This is a genomic window from Streptomyces sp. H39-S7 (assembly GCF_027158205.1).
In the GTDB taxonomy this organism is placed as follows: domain Bacteria; phylum Actinomycetota; class Actinomycetes; order Streptomycetales; family Streptomycetaceae; genus Actinacidiphila.
In genome coordinates this window covers 1-22344 of the sequence record NZ_JAPVLU010000053.1, presented here as the reverse complement: position 1 = coordinate 22344, position 22344 = coordinate 1, and the positions used below count along the sequence as shown (strand labels likewise).

At 71.6% G+C, this 22344-nt stretch carries 15 protein-coding genes; 10 read left to right on the top strand and 5 right to left on the bottom strand.

What is annotated here, in order from left to right; genetic code table 11:
* Positions 1–20: 20 nt before the first annotated feature.
* Both O3X23_RS35875 and O3X23_RS35870 read right to left on the bottom strand, forming a co-directional pair.
* Positions 21–326: a hypothetical protein gene (locus O3X23_RS35875; protein WP_138354356.1), complete on the bottom strand. Its 306-nt coding sequence runs from the start codon at positions 324–326 to the stop codon at positions 21–23.
* Between the two features lie 89 nt (positions 327–415).
* Positions 416–1405, bottom strand: a complete 990-nt coding sequence (locus tag O3X23_RS35870) for a hypothetical protein (RefSeq protein WP_269276874.1) — start codon at positions 1403–1405, stop codon at positions 416–418.
* Positions 1406–1628: 223 nt separating this feature from the next.
* Here O3X23_RS35870 and O3X23_RS35865 point away from each other — a divergent pair, with 223 nt between their 5' ends.
* Together O3X23_RS35865 and O3X23_RS35860 are read left to right on the top strand one after the other, a co-directional pair.
* A complete protein-coding gene (locus O3X23_RS35865) occupies positions 1629–7952 on the top strand; it encodes a putative T7SS-secreted protein (RefSeq protein ID WP_269276873.1) in 6324 nt (2107 codons plus the stop codon).
* A complete protein-coding gene (locus O3X23_RS35860; RefSeq protein WP_269276872.1) occupies positions 7949–10717 on the top strand; it encodes a right-handed parallel beta-helix repeat-containing protein in 2769 nt (922 codons plus the stop codon). The genes O3X23_RS35865 and O3X23_RS35860 overlap by 4 nt, the downstream gene beginning before the upstream one ends.
* A 3-nt stretch (positions 10718–10720) precedes the next feature.
* Here the strand turns inward: O3X23_RS35860 and O3X23_RS35855 are convergent, their stop codons facing one another.
* On the bottom strand, positions 10721–11581 hold the full coding sequence (locus O3X23_RS35855; protein WP_269276871.1) for an RICIN domain-containing protein: 861 nt from the start codon (positions 11579–11581) through the stop codon (positions 10721–10723).
* A gap of 212 nt (positions 11582–11793) precedes the next feature.
* On the opposite strand from O3X23_RS35855, the gene O3X23_RS35850 reads away from it, so the two are divergent.
* Together O3X23_RS35850 and O3X23_RS35845 are read left to right on the top strand one after the other, a co-directional pair.
* Positions 11794–12747 carry a 2-dehydropantoate 2-reductase gene (locus O3X23_RS35850; protein WP_269276870.1) on the top strand — a complete coding sequence of 318 codons (954 nt, stop codon included), beginning with the start codon at positions 11794–11796 and terminating at the stop codon, positions 12745–12747.
* A 125-nt stretch (positions 12748–12872) separates the two neighbouring features.
* Positions 12873–13076, top strand: a complete 204-nt coding sequence (locus O3X23_RS35845) for a cold-shock protein (RefSeq protein ID WP_269276869.1) — start codon at positions 12873–12875, stop codon at positions 13074–13076.
* Between the two features lie 98 nt (positions 13077–13174).
* Here the strand turns inward: O3X23_RS35845 and O3X23_RS35840 are convergent, their stop codons facing one another.
* Entirely contained in the window at positions 13175–14188 is a 1014-nt protein-coding gene (locus O3X23_RS35840; RefSeq protein ID WP_269276868.1) for an alpha/beta fold hydrolase, read from the bottom strand.
* A 448-nt stretch (positions 14189–14636) separates the two neighbouring features.
* Here O3X23_RS35840 and O3X23_RS35835 point away from each other — a divergent pair, with 448 nt between their 5' ends.
* Both O3X23_RS35835 and O3X23_RS35830 read left to right on the top strand, forming a co-directional pair.
* Positions 14637–15038 carry an ATP-binding protein gene (locus O3X23_RS35835; protein WP_269276867.1) on the top strand — a complete coding sequence of 134 codons (402 nt, stop codon included), beginning with the start codon at positions 14637–14639 and terminating at the stop codon, positions 15036–15038.
* Between the two features lie 118 nt (positions 15039–15156).
* Positions 15157–15405, top strand: a complete 249-nt coding sequence (locus O3X23_RS35830; RefSeq protein WP_269276866.1) for a hypothetical protein — start codon at positions 15157–15159, stop codon at positions 15403–15405.
* Between the two features lie 54 nt (positions 15406–15459).
* On the opposite strand, the gene O3X23_RS35825 is transcribed toward O3X23_RS35830, so the two are convergent.
* Positions 15460–17583 carry an alpha-galactosidase gene (locus tag O3X23_RS35825; protein ID WP_269276865.1) on the bottom strand — a complete coding sequence of 708 codons (2124 nt, stop codon included), beginning with the start codon at positions 17581–17583 and terminating at the stop codon, positions 15460–15462.
* Between the two features lie 178 nt (positions 17584–17761).
* Between O3X23_RS35825 and O3X23_RS35820 the strand changes: the two genes are divergently transcribed.
* Genes O3X23_RS35820 through O3X23_RS35805 form a run of 4 tightly spaced genes read left to right on the top strand, consistent with a single transcriptional unit; the run spans position 17762 to position 22156 of the window.
* Positions 17762–18937: an ROK family transcriptional regulator gene (locus tag O3X23_RS35820; RefSeq protein ID WP_269276864.1), complete on the top strand. Its 1176-nt coding sequence runs from the start codon at positions 17762–17764 to the stop codon at positions 18935–18937.
* A gap of 8 nt (positions 18938–18945) precedes the next feature.
* Positions 18946–20259, top strand: coding sequence for an ABC transporter substrate-binding protein (locus O3X23_RS35815; RefSeq protein WP_269276863.1), 1314 nt, complete (start codon positions 18946–18948; stop codon positions 20257–20259).
* A 29-nt stretch (positions 20260–20288) separates the two neighbouring features.
* Positions 20289–21233 carry a carbohydrate ABC transporter permease gene (locus O3X23_RS35810; RefSeq protein ID WP_269276862.1) on the top strand — a complete coding sequence of 315 codons (945 nt, stop codon included), beginning with the start codon at positions 20289–20291 and terminating at the stop codon, positions 21231–21233.
* Entirely contained in the window at positions 21230–22156 is a 927-nt protein-coding gene (locus O3X23_RS35805; RefSeq protein WP_443048080.1) for a carbohydrate ABC transporter permease, read from the top strand. Before O3X23_RS35810 ends, O3X23_RS35805 begins: the two co-directional genes overlap by 4 nt.
* Positions 22157–22344 lie beyond the last annotated feature (188 nt).

The window sequence follows — 22344 nt, the reverse complement described above, 5'->3', positions numbered from 1 at the left end:
CGGGCTCGAATGCGGAGGGGTCAGGCCTGGTTGGTGCTGGCCGCGATGTCGGCGTCCATCTTCTCGACGGACTCCTTGATCTTGGTGAACTGCATGGCGAAGCTGTTGATGCTCTCCACGGCCTGCTGCAGCGAGGCGGTCAGCTTCTCGTAGGCGGCCTTCATCGCCGGGCTGCTCTGCTGCATGAACAGACCGTTGTCCAGCAGCCCTTCGACGGAGGTCTTCGTCGACAGCAGGTGCGGGTTGATGTCGTTGACCGCCTGGTTCATCACGCCGGAGACGCGAAGGATCTCGGTGTAGTCGAGGTTGATGTTGCCTGCGGGCATGGTGCGCTCCCTGGGTTGTGGGGTGATCGTGGCGCCGTTACCGGCTCACGGGGGCGGGGCCGGTCGGGCCCCAGGGCCTCGGTCCGGCCCTAGTCGTCGTCGGACGTTGTCCAGCCGCTGTCCTGGTCCGCGTTGTCGCTCCCCCACTCCTCGGTCCGGCCGTCGGTCACCACGGTCTTGGTGCCGCTGCCGTCCGCCTTGACCTCGATGGTCGTGACGACCTCGTGGCCGTTGAGGTCCACCGCGGAGTGGGTAGTGCCCTTCACGGTCTCCTGGTTGCCGTCCTTGTCGGGGCCGACGGTGGTGTAGGTGGTGTCCGAGTCACGGTGACCGGTGGTCGTGTTGTAGACCGAGTTGGTCGTGCCCGTGGTCGTGCTCTCCTTGCCGTCGGGGTCCTTGGTGGTGCTGTTGAAGGTGTCGTTGGTGGTCTTGGTGTTCCCCGACTCGGTGGTCTGGCTGTTGCCGGTCGTGGTCGTCACGTTGCCGTAGACATCGGTGGCGGACGAGTCGTACGTGCCGTCGGCGTGGTAGTTCGTGGTGTCCGTACTGGTCAGGCCGGTGTTCGTGTGCTGCGTTGTGGTGATCTTCGTCGGCTTGCCGTCGGGGCCGTACTCGTACGTGGTCGTGGTGGTGTTGCCGTGCCCGTCGTCGGTGGTCCAGGTGCCCGGACGGTCCGCGGGGGGCTTGGGCGCGTGCGGGTCGTTGGGGTCGGCGTTGCCGGCCGCGACCGCCGCCTGCCAGTCGTCCCAGATCTCCTTCTGGGTCCTGTACAGGTCCGCGGCGAGCGAGGCCTCCTGCTTGCTCGCCTCGCCGGCCAGCCGGAAGTCCCAGTCCGCCCAGCCCCGCGCCACCCCGTCGTAGAGGTTGCCGAGCTTCTCCAGCTTCTCCTCGGAGCGCTTGAACGAGCTCTTCCAGACGGAGTAGTAGGCGCGGATGGCCGTCGAGACGGAAGCCGCGCCGGTCTCGTTGACGGTGTAGTCCTGCTTGCCCTCGCGCGCCGTCTGGACCTGCCCCTTGAGGGTGCGGGCCTTCTGGGCGACGTTGTTGAGCAGTTCGTAGTCGACCGCGATGTCGGGCACAGTCACTCCCGGGGGACGGAGTCGGGGACGGGACGCGTTCTTCAGATCAAACGCACCGGAGATCAGAACGGTTCAGTGATCCGGGGCACACCCGCCCGCCACGTCTTGTGACGTCGTTCACAGAGTGAACCGATCAGGCGCGTCCTGCGTAGACATGATGTCCGGGCCGTGCGGAGCCCCGACATCATGTCTACGGCTGATCGCCGCCAGGGGGTGGATGAGCGTGGGAACGCGTCCAGGGGACTGGAGTGCGCTCGGCCTGGACGGCGACCCCACCCCGGGAGACCCTGCCACCCTCACCACCGTCGCCGACGCGATGCGCGATCTCGCCACCTCGGCCGGGACCATCAACACCGGGCTGAAAGAGCTGCAGGTCACCGCGGGCGACGGGCAGCGCTTCATCGGCAAGACCGCCGACGCGCTGCGCGACAAGGTCGACGACCACCTCTTCAAGTTCGTCGGCCGGGTGGAGGAGTCCTTCCACACGGCGGAGACCGCGCTGCGCGCTTACAGCGCCGCCGTCACCACCGCCCAGGGCGAGGCGGACCAGGCACTGTCCGCGGCACAGGGCCTGCCCCAGGACGACGCGCAGCTGCCGGGCCTCAAGCAGCGCGCCAGCGACGCCCAGGGCGACGTGACCACCGCCGCGAAGGAACTGCGCAAGCAACTGCACACGGCCGGCGAGCTGATGGTCCAACCGGTCAGCGACTGCGACCTGTTCTGGGAAGTCTTCCAGTGGCTGACGATCATCCTGTCGGTGCTCGCCGTCTTCACCGGCGGCATCCTCGCCGTCATCGCCTGGGGCATGAACGCCGTCCTGCTGATCAAGACGATCGTCGCCTTCAGCCAGGGAAAGGCCAGCGGCCTGGAGCTCGGCCTGGCCTTCCTCGGCGTGCTCTTCCCGACGACCAAGGGCATCAACGTCGGCGCCCTGCTCAAGGGGCTCGGCAACGGCCTCAAGAGCGGCGTCAACGGGCTGACGATGGCCGGCAGGAACATCTGGTCGCAGATCGGCCACTTCTCCACACTGACCGGTCTGCCGAAGTTCGTCATCGCGCCCATGGTGATCGGCTCCCACCTCGGCCCGGCCCTCAAGATCGACCTGGCCGGCCTGCTGCGCGGGATCGGCAACGGGGCCAAGGGCGGCTGGAACACGATGGTCACCGCCATCCACAGCGACTGGGTGAAGTTCACCGGAAACATCACCGGCAACTGGGCGAAGGCCGGCACGTACGGACTGGTCAACCTCCAGCGCATGGGACGGTTCGGCGTCGCCGCCTTCCTGCCGCTCAACGCCACCGAGATCGGCGTCCTCGGCTTCGGCGGCGCGGCCCGGCTCGCGTTCGGCGAACGCGTCCTCGGCATCCCCCACCCCGAACTGCACGAACTGCTCGTCAACGCGGGCCGCACGGACTCCGCGCTGCGCTTCAACTCACCGCTGGGGGGCGGCGGGCACAACGCCATGGTGCCGTCCTCGCTCGTGACCCCGGGCGGGCTGCACTTCTCGCCGGGGACGTTCAGCCCCAACTCCTCGCCGGGCGCGCTCTTCCGGCCGGGCTCGGGATTCGGGGCCGCGGGCACCACCGACCTCGTCCACCTCGCCATGGGCTCGATGCCCACCATCAACCTCGGCCACCTCGGCATCGGCTCGCTCGGGGCCCTGCGCGGTGGCGCGCTCGACGGCCTGCACGCGCCGGGGATGTCCTCCCTCAGCGTGCCCTCCGTGGCGACCCCCGGAGCGGGTGCGCTCAGCATCGGCGGCCTGCACGGGATCCCGACTCCCTCCGCGGTCGGCCACGCGGGCGGGGCGCCAGGCCTGCACGTCACCGGGTTCGGGACACCGCATCCGAGTGGCCTGCACCTGGGTGCGACGTCCCTGGCCACTCCGCCGCTGCCGCACGGCATGACGACGCTGCCCGGCGGTCTGAGCGTGCCGCTCACCCACGGCGGCGGAATCTCCGCCGGGTCGCACCTCGTCAACCAGGCGGACCTCGCGGCCGGCCACGTACGACTGGACAGCAACCTGCTGCTGCCCGGCCACTCCGCCATCGACCTGCTGCGCGACGCGCACGGCGGATCCCCGATGGTGCACATGGACCACGCGGTCGGCGTGCACCCGGGCACGGCGATGAGCGTGCCGCACACCGTCGGCATGGGCGAGGGCGTCACCATGGCCCGCGGCGCCGTCGGCCACGCCGAGGCGCTGAACGACCTGACCTTCCCCGAACTGCGCGCCCTCGCCTCGGGCGACGTCGCCGTGACCGGCATCAGGGCCGACGGCATCACCCTGCGCATCGGTGACTCCGCGCCGAAGACGATCGACGCGCACGCGGTCGCCAACACCGCCCCGGTCCCACCGGCACCCGTCGCCCACCTGACGCCCGGCCCCGTGACGACCGCGCCCGCGACCGGAGTGCACGCCGTCCAGGGCGAGCACGCGCTCACGGTGCCGGCGCAGCCGGGCATCCGCACGACGCCCACCGGCTTGGTGGAGCGCCCCGTGCAACCCGTCACGGCCGCGGCCGGATCGCACGCGGCGCCCGTGCCGCGTCCGCTCAACGCCCCGGGGGGACTCCCACAACCCGCCCTGTCCACGCACGACCTGGCGATGAGCCTGCTGCGCGGCGACGACGAACTCCGTGCGCCCGCTCCCACCGGACTGAGCGCGCACACCGGCGCCCCGGCCGGCGTCTCCGCCAAGCCGGGACTGGACGCCGCGGGCGCCGGCCACGGCGGATCCGCGAACGGGGCGCTCGACCTGGTCGCCCGGCCCGGCACACCCGTCAAGGCCGAGCAGGTGCCGGTGCCCGGTACCGCGCACCCGGCGGTGGCCGAGGTCCCGGTGCCGCACCTGCCCGCGCCCGGAGGGAAGGGCAAGGGCAAGGCGGTCGAGCAGCCCGCCGCCGTGAAACCGCTGCCGCCCGGCGGGCGGTTCGGCGGCCGCGCGGCGGAGCTGGTGATGAACCAGCGGATCCACGCCGCCCGGCAGATCGTCATCGGCGGCTCCAGCGGCACCGAGGCCGTCGCCAAGCTCAACGCCTGGGCCCGGTACGAGCAGTCCATGACGAAGCTGGGCAAGGCCGAGCAGCAGCTCGACCACGTGACCCCGCCGCCCGGCCAGGGCGCCTCCACCGGGCCCACCGCCGCCTACCGGACGGCGCTGGCCGGAGTCGAGCGCACCGGGGCGGCCGTCGACAAGGCCGAGGACGCCCTGATCGCGCTCGGCATCGACGCCCGCGCCACCCGCATGGAGATCCGCTCCGTCACCGGCAGGATCTTCACCGACCGCGGCGGCCTGCTCGGCGGCGCCCCCTCGACCAAGCCCCGTCCGCCGCGCCCCGGCGCCGCCGACCTGAACACCCCGTCACCGACTGCCTCGCACACCGCCGCCGACGACGCGATGGACGTCGACATCCCCTCCACCACCACACCGCACACCACCGCACCGCACACCGACGGCGAGACCGCCGGGGGTCCGGCGCCGCACACCGTGCCGCACACGCCCGGTCACGACGTCACCATGACCCCGCCCGCGCACCAGGGCAGCGACGCGATGCAGATCGACACGCCCGCCCCGACCGGTGGCGTCCACACCTGGACCCCGCCGGCGGGCGGCACAGCCGCCGCCCCGCACACCGCGGTCAACGACGCCTTCGTGCACCTCGGCGCGCACAACGCCCCGCCGCTCAACGCCGACCGCTACGCGGCCCTGGTGCACGGGAGCGTCGAGGAATCCCGGCCCATCGCGTACGTGGTGAACGCGATCGTCAACTACCGGGAGCTGGGCGGCCTGCAGTCGTTCCTGAACTCCATCACCCACAATCTGACCGGCTTCGACAGCCGGGTCGCCGTCGTCATCGGCGTCAACGGCCCGCCCGCCGAACTCGCCCTGATCCGCGGCGCCATCGACGACGCGCTCGGCGCCGCCTCGTTCCCGCACCCGCTCGCCCTGGTCGCCACCCCGATGCCGGCCAGCGCCAAGTTCGCGTACGGCACCGCCCGCAACGCCACCATGACCAGCGCCGCCAGCACCCATCTGGCCGAGACGATGATCCAGCGGGGCAACCATCCCTACTTCTCCATCATGGACTTCGACGCCCACCCGCACACGGTGCCCGGCGGCGAGCACGTCTTCCGGCACTTCGACGAGGCGCTCGGTGCGCACGGTTCGCCGGGGTTCACGCCACTGCGGCCGCTGATGATGTCGGGCGGCTACCGGATGCCCGACACCACGATGCCCGGTGTCTCGGCCGATCTGGTGAAGGTCACCAACGAGCGGCTGGCCGCCGACGCGGCGAAGGCGCCGAAGATGCCGAAGCCGAAGCCCGGCGGCGGCGACGGGGCACCGAAGAGGCCCAGGGTGATCAAGGTGAAGGGCGACGTCACCGAGGACTTCCTGCCCACCCTCGACGCCCGGATCCGTCTCGACATGCGCATCCGCGACCGGCTGGCGGGCATGCACCCGCAGCTGCCCTACTCCCCGGAACCCAACCTCTTCGTCGACGCGGCCGCCGTCATGCTGCACCGCCCTGACGCACCTCCCGTGCGGTTCGGCACCGGAGGTGCGGAGTTCCAGACGCTCAGCGAGCGGCTCAACCAGCTCAACGCCTGGGAGCTGGACCGGAACCTGCCGCTGCCCGCCTTCGGCGGCCTCCACCACACCCAGCTGCCGGAGATCCTCAGCCGGATCGACGACGCCTTCCGTGCGGACCGCCCGCCCCTGAACCAGGTGGAGATCAACCACGCCCAGGGAGTACTCAACGACCTGGCGAACGCCGTGCGCAACGGCGACCCGCTGGTCGGCGGGCTGCGGGCCGACCGGGTACCGGAGGTCCTGCACGGGCTCGCCCAGGCGCTGGGCCAGGGCGCCCATCATCTGCCGGGCATACCGGCCGCCGAGGCCCGGGAAGCGCGGCAGATCCTGTGGCACACCAAGGAGGCCCTCGACGCGCGGCTGACCCTGCGCGAGCTCAACGCGGCCAACCACGTCCTGCCGGAGCGCGGAACGGCGTTCCTCACCGACTTCCAGGGCGCCGCCATCCCGACCGACGTGTCCCGGCTGCTGAAGGACCTGTGGAAGGACGGCACCCTCCCGCAGGACCACGCGCACATCAAGAAGCCGCTGGACCGGCTCTTCAACACCGACGCGTCGGGCGGCAACGCGCAGGCGGGCCGCAGCGGGCTCGAACTCGCCGGGCACCGCGACAGCTGGATCGCCAAGGACTACGCGAAGCTGCCGCCCAACCTCAACAACGGCAACCCGTTCGACCCCCTGTGGCCGGTGCGCCCCGGCGCCGGCGGCACACCGCGCCCGACGACCGCGTCCCTGTCCGGGGATCTCGACCCCCGGCTGGGCACCCCGGGGACGCACCCGGTGGGCACCGCCGTCTCCGCCCCGGTGCCCGGCGGGGGCGCGTCGGTGTTCGCCGGGATCAACCCCGCCGACCTGCGGCTGGTCTCGCACGGCCTCGCACTCAGCGCGGACACCACGCACTTCCTGCGCCACCTGCGGTACTTCGCCGCCGAGCACCTGCCCACCCGCGCGATCGACGTGTCGCCGGGCTCGCTGTTCGCCGCGCTCGACCGCGCCGCCGTCTCGACCCCCGACCTGGACCCCGCCCGGATGCTGCAGACCGCCTTCGACCGCATCGACAATGTCGGCGGGGTGTCGGCGGCGACCGCGCAGAAGCGGCTGAAGCTGTTCACCGAGAATCTGACCGCCCGCGGCCTCGGCGTGGAGGACTTCTTCGTACGGCTCGTCCAGGGGCGGATCCACCCGCCGACGGACACCCTGCAGGGTCTGCGCGCGGCCGGCCCCGACGCGCACTTCGCCATGGACCAGGGCAGTCTGCACGTACTCGGCTTCTACGCCAACGCGCTGGGCCGGGACATCCGGGTGACGGGCGCCGACGGATCGCCTCACTTCATCCACGGACCCACCAGCGGCAAACGCGCCCGCGACTTCCTGGACATCACCTGGCGTGACAACCCGCAGGGCGGCGGCTGGGACGCGCGGCTGTCCGACGGCTCGGACACGCCCGTGCCGCCCGCGGAGCGCGGCGGCCCGCCGCACGGAGACGACGGAAGCGGTCCCACCAAGCGACCGCGCACCGACACGGCGGGCGACCCTGGTACGAAGGTCAAGGGAAAGGGCAAAGCGCCGACGACCACCGGCTCGTCCTCCACGCGGGGCCTGGCGCCCGGCAGCTCCGTACCGGCGGCCCCCCAGGTCACCCACGTCGAGGCGGAGACGGCCGCCTGGGACGCCTACACCGAGGCCAGCAGTGATCTCCACCGGGCACAAAGGGCGTTGGAGGCACTGGAGCCGGGGACCAGGGGCGGCGCCGGGGGCAGTTCGCGCGCGCCGTCCGGCGCCTCGCACGCCTACCACCAGGCGCAGGACCTGATGCGCCGGGCGAACGCGGCCCTGAACCGGGCCGAGGCGGAGCTGGGACGGCTCGGCGTCGATCTGCAGGCCGCGATGGGTAATCTGAGCCTCAACCCCGGCCGCCACCGCCCGCCCCCGCCACCCGGAGACGCCTCGTGACCCCGCCCCCCGCCCGACCGGCGATCCTCTATGTCGCCGATCCGGCACGGCGGCCGGCGGCGCACCCGACCATCGCCGGAGCCCTGAACGCGGCGGGGGCCGGCGACGAGATCCGGATCGCCCCCGGCGAGTACACCGAGGCCCTGCGCATCGAGCGCAGTGTCTCGCTGCTGGCCTGGACGGCGGACGGGCAGGACCTGCCCGGCCGCCATGACGCGGTCACCGTCGTCGCCCCCGACGAGGAGCGGCCCGGCCTCGAAGTGGCGGCCGGCGCCGAGGTGGTGCTGCGCGGGCTGACGGTACGCGGCGGCGCGGCGAACCGGCCCGCCGTACGGCTCGCCGGCGGCAGCACCGCATGGTCCGGCGGCGGCACGGCCCGCGGCCGGCTGGAGGTCGTCGGCGACGCGGAGGCCCGGCTGCACGAGGTGACGCTCACCGGAGCAGCCCTCACCGGCGCCCTGCTGCGCACCACCGGCACCGTGCACCTGACCGACTGTCTGCTGGCGGACGCCGACGGAACCGGGCTGGTGGCCGGCGGCTCCACCCGCCTCGAACTGGAACGCACGACGATCCAGGGGGCGTCGGGCTCCGCGCTGCGCATCCGGGAGAGCGCCCGCGTCATTCTGCGCGACAGCCGCATCGACCGCGCGGGCCGCAGCGGCCTGCTCGTCGAGGACCAGGGCGCCGCACTCCTGACGGACTGCCGGGTACGGGACTGCGGCGCCGAGGCGGTGCGCGTCCTGGGCAGCTCGCCGGCCCCCGCCGGCCCGGTGGGGGCCGACCCCGACCGGACGGTCCGCGCCGACGACGGCGTGCGCCTGCACGGCTGCGAACTGGCGGGCTCCGGCGCCGACGCGGTGAGCGTCACCGGACACGGGCATGTGCTGCTCACCGCCTGCGTGCTGCGCGACAGCGGCGGCGCGGGCGTGAGCGCGGGGGACGACTCCCGGGTGTGGCTCGCCGACACGCGGATCATTCGTACGGCCGCCGCCGCGCTGCGGGTGCACGGCGCCGCCCGGCTGACCGCGGGACAGAGCACCGTACGGGAGTCGGCCGCCAACGGCCTGCTCGCCGCGGACGACGCGAGCGTCCGGCTGGAGGACTGCGAGGTGGGCGAGTGCCGGTTCAGCCCGGTCCACGTCGGCGGGCGGGCCACCGCCGTGCTCACCAGGCTGCGGGCGTCCGGGTCACCGGAGCACGGTGTGCACGTGGTCGGCGACGCGACGGTCGAGATGATCGACGGTTCGATCGCCCACTGCGGGATGTCCGGTCTCGACATCGCCGGTGAGTCGCGCGCGGAGGTCCGGGGACTGAGCGTCCTGCGCTGCCGCAACGGCATCACGTCCGTGTCCCGCGGCCCGGTGCGGCTGCTGGACTGCGCGGTGAGCGACGGGGAGCGGGCCGCCGTCGTGCTGGGGCCGGGAGACGTCGAGATGACGGGCGGGCGGGTGCTGCGGCCGGGCACCGCCGGGCTGGTCGTCGAGGCGGGTGCGCGGCCGCGGGTGACGGACCTGGAGGTCCGCGAGGCGGCCGGCTCCGGTGTGGTGGTGGCCGGGGACGCGGAGCCGCGGCTGAGCGGGGTGCGTATCGTCCGGCCCGGCAAGAACGGCCTGATCGTCGAGGCCGGGGGAGCGGGAGTGTTCGAGGACTGCGACATCGCGGGCCCCGGATTCCCCGCCGTGCACCTCGGCGCCGGGGCGACCCCGGTGCTGCGGCGGATCCGGGTCCACGACGCGGGCGAGGACCTGAGCGCCGACCCGGGAGCCGATCCCGTGGTGGAGGACTGTGTCTCGGTCCGCGTCAAGTCCGCGCTGTGGCCCGCCGCCTCGCTTCCCGTCCCGGTGGCGTCCGGCGCGTCCGGTCCCTCCGGTTCGTCCGGAACGAAGGGTCCCGGGGAGAGCGGGCCGGGCGAGGAGGCCGCGGAGAGCCTGGACAGCCTGCTGGGCGAACTCGACGAGCTGGTCGGACTGGCCCGCGTCAAACAGGACGTGGCCTCGCTGGTCAAGCTGATGCGGATGGTGCAGCGCCGCAGTGCGGCGGGGCTCGCGGCGCCCCCGCTCAGCCGGCACCTGGTCTTCGCGGGGAATCCGGGCACCGGCAAGACGACGGTGGCCCGGCTGTACGGCCGGATCCTGGCCGCCGTCGGGTTGCTGGAGCGCGGCCACCTCGTCGAGGCCGACCGGTCGGCACTGGTCGGCGAGTACGTGGGGCACACCGGCCCGAAGACCCAGCGGGTGTTCCAGGAGGCCATGGGCGGTGTGCTGTTCATCGACGAGGCGTACTCGCTGGCTCCCGTCGGGGGCAGCGCGGGCAACGACTTCGCGCAGGAGGCCATCGCGACCCTGGTCAAGCTGATGGAGGACCACCGGGACTCGGTGGTGGTGATCGTGGCGGGGTATCCGGCCGAGATGGAGCACTTCATCGACTCCAACCCCGGGCTGGCGTCACGGTTCAACCGGACGCTGCTGTTCGAGGACTACGACACCGCGGAGCTGGTGCGGATCGTCGAACAGCACGCCGCCTCGCACCAGTACGACCTCACGGACGCGGCACGGGCGATGCTCGACACCTACTTCGCCCACGTGCCCCGGGACGGCCGGTTCGGCAACGGCCGCTCCGCCCGCCAGGCGTTCCAGGCGATGACGGAGCGGCAGGCCTACCGGGTCGCGGAGATCGACGAGCCGACCGAGGACGACCTCGTGACGCTCTCCGAACTCGACCTGCCGGAGCTCGAGACCCAGCAGGCGCCGCAGGTCACGTCGTAGCGGTCAGCGCAGCCGCCACTTCTGGTTGGGGGTGCCCGAGCAGGTCCACAGCTGCAGCCCGGTGCCGCTCGCGGTGGCGTTGTTCTTGACGTCCACGCACTTGTTGGCCTGCGGGTTCACCAGGTCGCCCGCGCCGCTCATGATGAAGCGCTGGGCCGGGTTGCCGCTGCACCGCGCGAGCTGGATGACGGCGCCGTCGTTGCTGGAGCCCCAGGCGACGTCCATGCAGTAGCCCATCGAGCGCACGGTGCCGTCGGACTGGAACTCCCAGCGCTGGCTGTTGGCGCCGGTGCAGGTGCCGATCTGCAGGCCGAGGCCGTCGGTCCCCTTGCCGCCGGGGACGGTGATGCAGCGGCCCGAGCCCGTTCCGACCACGGTCGAGCCGGGAGCGACGGTGGGCTTCGGCTTCGGCGCCGGTGCCTTGGTCGGCGCGGGAGCGGCCGGACCGGTCCGCGGCCTGCTCTGCGGCTGTGCCGCGGGAGGGGCCGGCGCGACCGCGCCGGGCCCGTTCGGGACGGCGGCGGGCGGCTGGACCGGTGCCTGCGGCCGGGACTGTGTCACGCCCGACGTCTCGCGGGGGGAGGCTGCCGAGGTGGTCGGGGCCGGGGTCGCCCTGGACGGTTCCGCGACCACCGGACGGTCGGCGGCCGCCGTCTCCATCGTGAGGTCGATGTGGCTGATCAGCGGCACCGTCAGGACGCTGATGCCGACCACCGCGGCTACGGCGAGTGTGGTGGCCCAGACCCGCCGACCGGGCAGCAGCCCGCGCCGCGGCACCGTCGGCCGGCGCGCGAAGGTGTCGGAGAAGCGAGGCTCCGAGCTCTCGGGATGCTCGGCGGACTGCTTCGAAGGAAGGGACGGCACAAAGTCTCCTGTCGGACTCAGGAGGTGTGCGCGGAGAGCGCCCGCGCCGTGTCATCAACCGTTCCCAGAGGGCGGGTTGAGGCACTGACCACTGGCTCTGACCTCGCTCACCGGATACGTGGCCAGTGTACCTATCGCCCGCCCCGGACGACCGCCGGACCGGCCCTCTGTGAGACTGACGGCCTGATCACGTCGATGGGAAGGCAGCTTTCATGAGGATCCTGGTCGTCGGCGCCGGAGCCACCGGAGGTTTCTTCGGCGCCCTGCTCGTCAAGGCAGGTCGTGATGTGACCTTCCTGGTCCGCCCCAACCGTGCCGCCGCCCTGCGGGAGCGCGGTCTGCGTCTCACGGGCCTGGGCGAGGAAGAGGTGATCACCCCCCAACTGGTCACCGCCGCCGAACTGACCGCGCCCTACGACCTGGTGCTGCTGTCGGTGAAGGCCACCGCCCTCCAGCAGGCCATCGACGACGTGGCGCCGGCGATCGGTCCGCGGACCTCGATCGTGCCGCTCCTCAACGGCATGGCGCAGCTGGGAGAGCTCACCGCGCGCTTCGGCGCGCGGCCGGTGCTGGGCGGCGTGGCCAAGGTCGTCACCACCCTGAACGCCGAGGGGGACATCGTCCGGCTGGCCTCCCTGGCGCACCTGGAGATCGGCGAGCAGGACGGCAGCCCCTCGGCCCGGCTGGAGGACCTTCGCACCGTCCTGGAGGGCGCCGGCATCACCGTGGGCGTCCCGGAGGACATCGTCGCGGCGATGTGGCACAAGTGGGTCTTCATCACCACCATCGGTGCGGTGACCTGCCTGATGCGCGGCACGGTCGGTGACGTCAACGCCGTCCCCGGCGGGTCCGCGTTCGCGCTCGCCGTCCTGGCCGAGGCCGGCGCGGTGGCGGCCGCCGCCGGGTACACCGTTCCGGAGGGCCAACTCGACGTGATCGGCCGGATGGTGACGCAGGACGCACCGTTCGCGTCCTCCCTGTACCGCGACGTCGTGGCCGGTCATCCGACCGAGGCCGAGCACATCTTCGGTGACTTCCTCGACCACGCCCGCACCCTGCGGGTGGACACCCCTCTGCTCGACCTGGCCACCCTGCACCTGCGCGTCCACCAGCACCGCGCCGCCGAGGCGACCGAAGCGTCCGGACGGCCGTCGGAGGCGGCGTGATCACGCATCGGGACAGTCGTATAAGCGGGCCGCAGGTGGGGTAGAACGGTGGCGGACATCCTGATTCGGGGTGTCCGCGGCGCCCGTTGCGGGCGGCACTGTCACGGACGAAGGATGCAGAAACGATGGCCAGCGGCACGGTGAAGTGGTTCAACTCGGAAAAGGGCTTCGGGTTCATCGCCCAGGACGGCGGCGGCGCCGACGTTTTCGCCCACTACTCCAACATCTCGGGCAGCGGCTATCGCGAGCTCGCGGAGGGCGAGCATGTGACCTTCGATGTCACGCAGGGCCAGAAGGGACCGCAGGCGGAGAACATCGTCCGCGGCTGACACTCCGAACGCGGCAAGAGGCCGGCGCCCGCCGGCCCGGCCTCTTCCCGCGGTCACCTCTCCGGCGGGCTCCTCACGCGTGCGTGGCGGCCTGCGGCTCAGCGGGGGGTGAGGCTCGTTCCGAGCCGCTCGGTGGTGTTCGCGTAGGGCAGGTCGGTGAGCGACAGGTCGGTGCAGAATCGGCTGACGAGGTCGGCGAAGTCCGCGATGCGCTCGACGGGCGCCAGGTGATCGGTCTCCTTGATCGTGGTGAACCACGCCGCCGGCAGTACTGCGGCCACCTCCCGGCCCATCTCGGGAGTGGTCAGCGTGTCGTACTCACCGGTGACCACCAGGCTGGGGACGGCGGGCGACGGCTCCGGGCGGTACCACTCGTGGCGCATCAACCGGGTGTTGTGCTCGGCGGACTTGCCCAGCTCCTCCGGACTCTGGCCGATGATCTGCTGGTAGACCAGCCGGGCGACGGCGGCGTGTTTGCGGACGTGGCCGGTGCCGGGCGGGGACATGAAGCGGTCCGCGAGTTCGCGGGCGATCGGCTCGGTCTCACCGCGTTCGATCATCACCGCCCAGCGCTCCATCGCCTCGGCGTAGCCGACCGGGATGCGGGTGGTCATACCGACCAGCAGGAGGCGCTTGACGAGGGCCGGGTAGTGCTGCGCGAAGCGCAGACCGATGGCCCCGCCGTAACAGGCGGCGACGAGATTGATGCCGGGCAGGCCGAGTTCGTCGACGAGGTGGCGGACGGCCGCCGCCAGGAAGTCGACCCCGTACTTGGCGGGCAGGAAGTCGGCGGTGCCGTAGCCCGGGAGGTCCACGGTGATCACCTGGCCCAGCGGGGCCAGCCACTTCTCGTGGCGCACCCAGGAGTTGCGGTCCTGGGACGAACCGCCGAGGACCAGGAGCGGCTCGGTGCGGGGGACGCCCTGCCGCACGATGCGGCAGGTGAAGCGGAAGCCGTCGAAGGTCAGATCCCGCTCTTCCACCCGGACGGGTGGGGTCGTCCCCTCGACGCCCCGGACTCCGTAGGCCGCCGGGGCCTGCCCGGGGTGCGTGGCGGTGGCGCCGAACCGGTGTGCCTCACGGTCCTGGGGAGGTGCGGTGTCGGTGGACATGAAGGGCTCCAGAATTCAGGGAGGGCGGTGTGACGCCGTCCCCGGCCGCAGCGGGCGGGGACGGCGTCCGGACCGTTCCGCCTCTATGACGTGACCCGAGAGGAGTCGGCGGACAGCCCGATGACGAAGAGCGAACGCCCAGCGCCCACCATGCGCGGCGTCCGCACACAAGGGGCCGTTCGCCGCTTCGATCACCAAAAGGTGTTCGTAGCAGTCTCTTTGCCCGGATTGGCGGGAACACCCTTTGTGGGCATGATTCACCCCTTCAGGTGACAAGCGCCGTCACTCTGGGTGAACATTCCGCGAGGTGTGGCCTGTGTCGGGTCCGTCGCACCGGTGGATCGCGCGCGGGTGGGCAGGCGCAGAGCAGGCGCACATCCGGCCGGGAGGCGCACAGGGAGGTGGGGTCGCCGGTCACAGGAAGGAAGGCGGACGAGGGTGATTCTCGATGATGGTTGAGCGATTCTTCAAGGTCTCCGGCGCGAAGGGCGGCGTTGCGGAGGCGCGGGCCTGGGCGTGCGCGCAGCTGGAAGGGTTCGGCCGGCCCGTGAACTGGCGGCCCGACCCCCGGGTGGTCGCGCTGGTCGTGTCGGAACTGGTGACGAACGCGGTACGGCACGCTTCTGGCGCTGTGGGCCTGCGCCTGATGTGGGACGAGCGGCGGCTGCGGATCGCCGTGGACGACACCTCCGCGGTCCTGCCCGTGGTCCGTCCGGCACGGCCTGACCTGCCCGGCGGGCACGGGATGAACCTGGTGCAACGGCTTGCCGGCGGCTGGGGCGCGGCTCCCCGCGCCGGCGGCAAGCGGGTGTGGGCCGACCTGGTACCCGGGAAGATCGTGTTCCGATGACGGCCGGTGTCTGCCGTCCGGGCGGTTTGTGGCGCCCGATCGGTCTGCCGGAGTAGCGCGAACCCGGCACCTGGGTGAGGATCGGCTCGGTAGCCCCTGCTGTGAGGAGCGGATGGTCATGTCGAAGAGCAGCCGTCGCCGAGGAGCCGGAGAGGCTCCCTTCAGCCTGCCCGTGGGCCACCCGCTCGGTGAGGTCGGCGACGAGTGGCTGCCCGGCGCCCCCGTCCGGGCCCGCGACGACGACCGGCCGGCATCCGCCGCGACCGCCGGGGGGCGGCCCCCGTCCCGCAACCTCGCGTACGGCGACTATTGGGTCGAGAAGGACGGTGCCGACTGCGGCGGTCGCAAGGCCGAGCGGCACGCCTGACCCCTTCGGCAACGGATGCCGGCCCTGAGTGGGGCCCCTGAGGGCACCTGCCGCTCAGGGGATCCGGATCAGGTGCACCGCCGAGCTGGACCAGTCGCCGTGCGGCAGGTCCGGCAGCAGCCCGTACCCGCTCAGCACCGCGGCGGAGTGGACGCGGCCGCTGTCGGCGTCGCGGTAGCGGGCGGCCGGGTCGAGTCCCGACAGCCGGAGCGGCAGCCGCGGGGCGCCGTGCCGCGGGGTGCGCTGCCAGGTCAGCAGCAGCGCCTCGCTCCGGTCCGGCGCTGTGTACTGGACGGCGGCCGGGCCGTCGCCGACCGGGACGCGCGGCCGGTGGAGAGTGCCGCGCTGCACCAGATGGCGTATCCGTTTGTACTGCGCCAGCAGGGCCGCGCCCTCGGCCAGTTCCCCGTCCGACCAGCGGGTCAGGTCGCCTCCGATGCCCAGCACGCCGGCCATCGCGACATGGAAGCGGAACCGCAGCGGCACCGTGCGGCCGGTGAGCTGGTTGGGGACGTCGGTCACCCAGGCGGCCATGGTCCGGGCGGGGTAGATCTGGCCGTAGCCGTGCTGAATGTGGATCCGGTCGGCCGCGTCGGTGTTGTCCGAGGTCCAGGCCTGGTCGGTGCGGGACAGGATGCCCAGGTCCACCCGGCCGCCGCCACCGCTGCACGTTTCGATCCGCAGGTCGGGGTGGTCGGCGCGCAACCGGTCGATGATCTCGTAGAGGTGGTGCACATAGGCCGTTCCGAGGCGGTCGGCGCCGTCCGGCCGATCCGGCCAGCCGGCTTCGCTGAACGCGCGGTTCATGTCCCACTTGAGGAAGTCGACGCCGTGTTCGCCGACCAGTCGGGTCAGCCAGCCGTACGCCCAGTCCGCGACGTCCCGGCGGGCGAGGTTCAGCACCAGTTGATGGCGCAGTTCGGTCCGTGCGCGGTGCGGGAAGTGCAGGACCCAGTCCGGGTGCGCCCGGTAGAGGTCGCTGTCGGGGTTGACCATCTCGGGCTCCACCCACAGGCCGAAGCGCATGCCGAGCCGGTGGACCTCGCGGACCAGTGGGGTGAGCCCCTGGGGGAAGCGGTCGGGGGACGGGGTCCAGTCGCCGAGCCCGGCCTGCTCGCTGCGGCGTGCGCCGAACCAGCCGTCGTCCATGACGAAGAGCTCCACCCCCAGCTCCGCCGCGCGGGCGGCCAGTTTCAGCTGGCCCGGCTCGTCGACGTCGTAGGCGGTGGCTTCCCATGAGTTGTAGAGCACCGGACGTATCTCGTCGGGGTGCGGCAGCACGTGGGCCAGGGTGTACGCGTGCCAGGCCCGGCCGGCGGCGCCGAAGCCGCCGTCGGTGTGGAGCCCGGCGAAGCGTGGCGTGGTGACCTCCTCGCCGGGGGCGAGCGGCAGGACCGTTCCGTCGTGGCCGGCTCCGCCGGTGAGTCCCGCCCGGCCGTCGGGGGACCGCTGCACGGTGATGCGCCAGCTTCCGCTCCAGGCCAGGGCGGCGCTCCACACCTGGCCGTGGTCCTCGGTGGCGTCGCCCGCGTCCAGCATCACCCAGGGGTTGGTGTGATGGCTGGTGATGCCCCTGCGGCTGGTGAGCGTCGTCTCGCCGAAGGGCAGGCGGTCGCGGTGGAGTTGGGTCTCGGCCGACCACTGGCCGGTGACATGGCTGAGCCGGTGGTCCTCCCGGGCGGGCAGGGTCCAGGCGGCGGAGTCGGCGCGGGGCAGGGCGACGGTGTCGGCGCCGGTGTTGCGGAGCACCGTCCAGCGTTCGATCACATCGCTGTCGTCGTGGACGCGGTAGTGGAGGGCGATCTCCAGGGGGTAGTGGCGGTCGCGGAACTCCAGGACCAGTTCGGCGGATCCGGGCGCCGGCTCCTGTACGCGGTGGCCGGTCGCCAGCCACTCGAAGGCGCGGGTGCCGTCGGCGAAGCGGACCTGCAGCGAGGGTGCCCCGAACCGTGCGCCTCCGTCGACGGGCAGCTCCTCCCCGACGGGTGGCCGGCCCTCGAAACTGCTGGCCGGCGGGGGTGGGGGCGTGGCCAGTTCCCGGGCCTCCGCGAGGGTCAGCCGCGGGCCCCACGCGAGGTGGCAGGGGGATCCCGTCCCGTCGACGCGTAGCGCGTACGAGGTGCGCGGGGTGCGGAGGAGCCAGACCCCGGTGTCGGGGGCGAAGGAGATCACAGGCATGGGTCCTCACGTTCAGGGAGCGCCTTGAGAGCAGTCGGCAGCCAACCCTTCTTGCGATCACCTGTCAATACCCCTAGCGGGGAGCGTATTTGTAGGTATGGCTGCCCTTGGAACGACATCTTGAAAGCGGCGTACTTCTTTCATTGACAGCAGAAAAGAACCCCCTTACGTTTCGGCCATGCACTCGTCACCTCGTACCGAGGTGGTTCCGGCAGCGACGCCGGCCGCCTCCCTGGTCTTCACCACCGTGCTGTCCCACGGCCCGCTCACCCGGGTCGAGATCGGCCGGCGGACCGCCCTGTCGCCCGCCGCGGTCACCAAGGCGGTACGGCCGCTGATGGCGGCCGGCTACCTCGTCGAAGGCGTGGACGAGGAGGCGCGGGCCTCGCTGGGACGGCCCGCCAACCCCGTACGGGTCGACGGCGGCCGGGCGCTGTTCATCGGCGTCAAGGTGACCGGGGACGAGATCATCGCGGTGCTCACCGATCTGTGCTGCCGCATCCGGGTGGCCCGGCACGTCCAGCTCACCGCCCGCGACCCGGGCGCCGTGCTCGCCTCCATCGGCGGACTCGTCCAGGAACTCCTCACGGAGGCCGACGGGTTCGGTGTGCAGGTCAGCGGGGTGGGGGTGGCCGTGTCGGGTGACGTGGACCGCGCCGCCGGGGTGGTGCGCTACTCACCGTTCCTCGACTGGCGCGACGTGCCGCTCGCGGAACTGGCCGGCACGGTGACCGGCCTGCCGGTCACCGTCGACAACGACGTACGCGCCCTGACCGTGGCCGAGCAGTGGTTCGGCGCCGGCGCCGGTGTGTCCGACTTCGCGCTGGTGACCGTCGGTGCGGGTATCGGCTGCGGGCTGGTGGTGCACGGACGGGTGGTCTCCGGCGCGCACGGTGTCGCCGGCGAGGTCGGCCATCTGTCCATCGACCCGCTGGGGCCGCTGTGCCACTGCGGCAACACCGGATGTGTGGAGGCCATCGCCGGTGACGCCGCCATCGTCCGCCGGGTCCGCGAGGTGACCGGCCTGCCGATCACCGACTCGGCCCAGGCCCTGGAGCTCGCGCACCAGGGCGATCCCGGCGCGCGGGAGGCGTACGCGCGGGCCGGGGAGGCGATCGGCCGGGCCATCGGAGCGGTCGTCAACGTGCTCGGCCCGGAACGAGTGATCATCTCCGGCGAGGGACTGGCGGCGTACGACCTGTTCGCCGAGCAGATCCGGGACGCGTTCACCGCGTCCGCCTTCGGTACCGCCGCCCAGTGCGACGTGATGACACGTCCACTGCCCTTCGAGGAGTGGGCGCGCGGGGCCGCGGCCACCGCGATCCAGTCATTCATCGGCATAGACACGCAATAGGAGTAGCGATGACGCTGCAGAGCCGCACCCTTTCGCATGCCGGCGGGCACAGCCGCCGCACCGTGGTCCGCGGGGCGTTCGGGATCGGGGCCGCCGCGCTGGCCGGGCCCGTTCTGACCGCATGCGGTGGCGGACCGTCCGCCGACCCGAAGACAGTGACCTTCGGATCCAACGGCGCCGATGCCACCCCCAAGTCCGCCTACGCGGCGCTCACCAGTGCCTTCACCAAGGACACCGGTCTGAAGGCCAGGACGAACACCGTCGACCACGACACCTTCCAGAAGAGCATCTCCACCTATCTCCAAGGCACCCCGGACGATGTCTTCACCTGGTTCGCGGGCTACCGCATGCAGTACTTCGCCAAGAAGGGACTGGCCCACCCGCTCGACGACGTGTGGGAGAAGATAGGCCCCGGCTTCAGCGACGCCGCGAGGCAGCTGTCCAAGGGCCAGGACGGCAAGTACTACTTCGTCCCGCTGTACAACTACCCATGGGCCGTCTTCTACCGCAAGAGCCTTTTCCAGGAGCGCGGTTACGAGGCGCCCCGTACCTGGAGCCAGTTCACCGCGCTGGCCAAGCGGATGAAGAACGACGGCCTCTCGCCCATCGCGTCCGGCTACGGCGGGGGCGACAGCTGGTCCGTGCTCGGCGCCTTCGACTACCTGAACCTGCGCGCCAACGGCTACGAATTCCACATGTCGCTCATGCGCGGCGAGGTCGCCTGGACCGATCGACGCACCGCCAGAACGCTCGACCTCTGGCGGGAACTGAGCCCCTACTACCAGCAGGGCGCGGGCGGCCGCTCCTGGCAGGACGCCGCCCAGTCGCTGCTCGACAAGAAGACGGGCATGGCGATCATCGGCCTCTTCCTCGGCCAGCAGATCACCGACGAGAAGCTGCGCGAGGACATCGACTTCTTCCCTTTCCCGGAGATCGACCCCGCGTTCGGCCAGGACACCGTCGAGGCCCCGACCGACGGGTTCATGCTCAGCCGCAAGCCGAAGAACCCGGACGGCGCCGGCAAACTGCTGGAGTTCCTCGGCAGCGCGAAGGCCGAGAACCTGTACATGGGTGTCGACCCCAGCAACGTCGCGGTCCACGCGCAGGCGGACACCGGCAAGTACAACGCCCTGCAGAAGAAGTCGGCCGCCCTCATCGCCTCGGCCAAGCACATCACCCAGTTCGCGGACCGCGACAGCGACCCGGGCTTTATCTCCACCGTCGTGCTGCCGGGGCTGACCCAGTGGCTCAGTCACCCCGACGACGGCTCGGCCCTGCTCAAGCGGGTCGAATCCCAGCGCTCACGCTTCTTCACGTCCTGACCGGCCCGATCAGGACCGGGAAGGTTCACATGTCCTCCGTGCGCTCAGCGCCCCCCTCCACGACGCGCGCCCGACCCAGGTCGCGCCGGCTCGGCACCGGCGACCGGCTCTTCCTCGCGGTCATCGTCGGCATTCCGCTGCTCGCCCTGCTCATCTTCGTCTGGCTGCCGGCCCTGGCCTCCGTGGGACTCTCCTTCACCAGTTGGGACGGCATCGCGCTGTCCGACATCCGCTGGACCGGGCTGGACAATTACCACGAGATCTTCACCAACTACCCGCCGTTCTGGCCGGCCGTGCAGCACAACGTCGTCTGGCTGCTGTTCACCGCGCTGCTGCCGACCCCGTTCGGCATCTTTCTCGCCTACCAGCTCGACCACAAGATCCGCTTCACGAAGGTCTACCAGACCGCGATCTTCCTGCCGATGGTGCTGTCGCTCGCCGTGGTCGGCTTCATCTGGGAGATCATCTACAACCCCGACAACGGGCTCCTCAACGGAGTGCTGAACGGGGTGGCCCCCGGCCACCACATCGACTGGCTGGGCGACCCGAGCCTCAACCTGTGGGCGGTCCTCGTGGCCTCGGCCTGGCGGCACACCGGCTACATCATGATCCTCTACCTGGCCGGGCTGAAGGGCTTCGACCCCGCCCTGAAGGAGGCGGCCTCCCTCGACGGCGCCAACGGACGGCAGACGTTCCTGAAGGTGGTCTTCCCGGCCCTGCGGCCGGTCAACATCATCATCCTCGTCGTCACCGTCATGGAGTCGCTGCGGGCGTTCGACATCGTCTACGTACTCGGCGGCGGCGTCGGCAGCAAGCCCGGCATGGAGCTGCTCTCGCTCCTGATCACCGACAACATCATCGGCGAGTCCAGCCACATCGGGTACGGCTCCGCCCTGGCCGTCGTCCTGCTGGTCGTCTCCCTGCTCGCCATCGGCACCTTCCTCGTCCAGAGCTTCCGCACGGAGGACCAGTGACCGTGACCGCCACGCCGCCGGCCGCCGGATCCCGGACCCGCCGTACGCCGCTCCGGAACGACGGGCCCTCGCGGCCCAGCCGCCAGACCGGCCGGCACCTGCTGCTCGGCACGGTCGCCCTGCTGTGGCTCGTTCCGCTGCTGTGGGCCGTCTACACCTCACTGCGGCCGTACTCGGACACCGCACAGCACGGGTACCTGTCCTGGCCGCACGGCATCAGCCTGGAGAACTTCTCCGACGCCTGGAACCAGTCCGGGATGCCGCACTTCTTCTGGAACTCCGTCCTCATCACGATCCCGGCGGTCCTGGGCACCCTGCTGTTCTCCGCCGCGGTCGCCTTCGTCGTCGCGCGGTTCGACTTCCGCTGGAACGTCGTCCTGCTCATGCTGTTCACCGCGGGCAACCTGCTCCCCGCCCAAGTGCTCATCACCCCGCTGTACCGGCTCTACCTGCTGGTGCCGCTGCCGGGATGGATGAGCGACTCGTTCCTGCTCTACAACTCCGTCTGGGGCGTCATCGCGATCCACATCGCGTACCAGTGCGGCTTCTGCACCTTCGTTCTCAGCAACTACATGCGGACGATCCCCCAGGAGATCACCGAGGCGGCACTGGTCGACGGCGCCCCCGCCTGGCGCCAGTTCTTCCAGATCGTGCTGCCGCTGTGCCAGCCGGCCTTCGCGGCGCTCGCCACCCTGGAATCGATCTGGATCTACAACGACTTCTTCTGGTCGCTCGCCCTCATCGAGACCGGGGACAAGCGCCCGATCACCTCCGCGCTGGCCAACCTCCAGGGCCAGTACTTCACCAACCCCAACCTGATCGCCGCCGGAGCTCTGATGACCGCGATCCCGACGCTGCTGGTGTACTTCGCGCTCCAGCGCCAGTTCATCAGCGGGCTGACCATCGGCTCGGGCAAGGGCTGACCCCACCGCCCGCACGCAGTGCCCGCTCCCTCTCCTCCGCAACGCCCCGTGCACGCCCATGCCCCCACACAGGAGGTCCGACCCATGCGGTCATCCTCGTTCCGCACCGTGCTCGTCCTGGCTCTCGCCGTCGGTCTGACGACCGCCGCCCCCACCGCGATGGCCGCCGCCCCCGCCGACCCGTCCCC

What these genes read in the sequence shown, in the direction of transcription:
- O3X23_RS35875 (WP_138354356.1), bottom strand. Translation starts at nt 326, where the DNA reads ATGCCCGCAGGCAACATCAACCTCGACTACACCGAGATCCTTCGCGTC.
- O3X23_RS35850 (WP_269276870.1), top strand. Translation starts at nt 11,794, where the DNA reads ATGAGGATCCTGGTCGTCGGCGCCGGAGCCACCGGAGGTTTCTTCGGC.
- O3X23_RS35845 (WP_269276869.1), top strand. Translation starts at nt 12,873, where the DNA reads ATGGCCAGCGGCACGGTGAAGTGGTTCAACTCGGAAAAGGGCTTCGGG.
- O3X23_RS35840 (WP_269276868.1), bottom strand. Translation starts at nt 14,188, where the DNA reads ATGTCCACCGACACCGCACCTCCCCAGGACCGTGAGGCACACCGGTTC.
- O3X23_RS35835 (WP_269276867.1), top strand. Translation starts at nt 14,637, where the DNA reads ATGATGGTTGAGCGATTCTTCAAGGTCTCCGGCGCGAAGGGCGGCGTT.
- O3X23_RS35830 (WP_269276866.1), top strand. Translation starts at nt 15,157, where the DNA reads ATGTCGAAGAGCAGCCGTCGCCGAGGAGCCGGAGAGGCTCCCTTCAGC.
- O3X23_RS35825 (WP_269276865.1), bottom strand. Translation starts at nt 17,583, where the DNA reads ATGCCTGTGATCTCCTTCGCCCCCGACACCGGGGTCTGGCTCCTCCGC.
- O3X23_RS35820 (WP_269276864.1), top strand. Translation starts at nt 17,762, where the DNA reads ATGCACTCGTCACCTCGTACCGAGGTGGTTCCGGCAGCGACGCCGGCC.
- O3X23_RS35815 (WP_269276863.1), top strand. Translation starts at nt 18,946, where the DNA reads ATGACGCTGCAGAGCCGCACCCTTTCGCATGCCGGCGGGCACAGCCGC.
- O3X23_RS35810 (WP_269276862.1), top strand. Translation starts at nt 20,289, where the DNA reads ATGTCCTCCGTGCGCTCAGCGCCCCCCTCCACGACGCGCGCCCGACCC.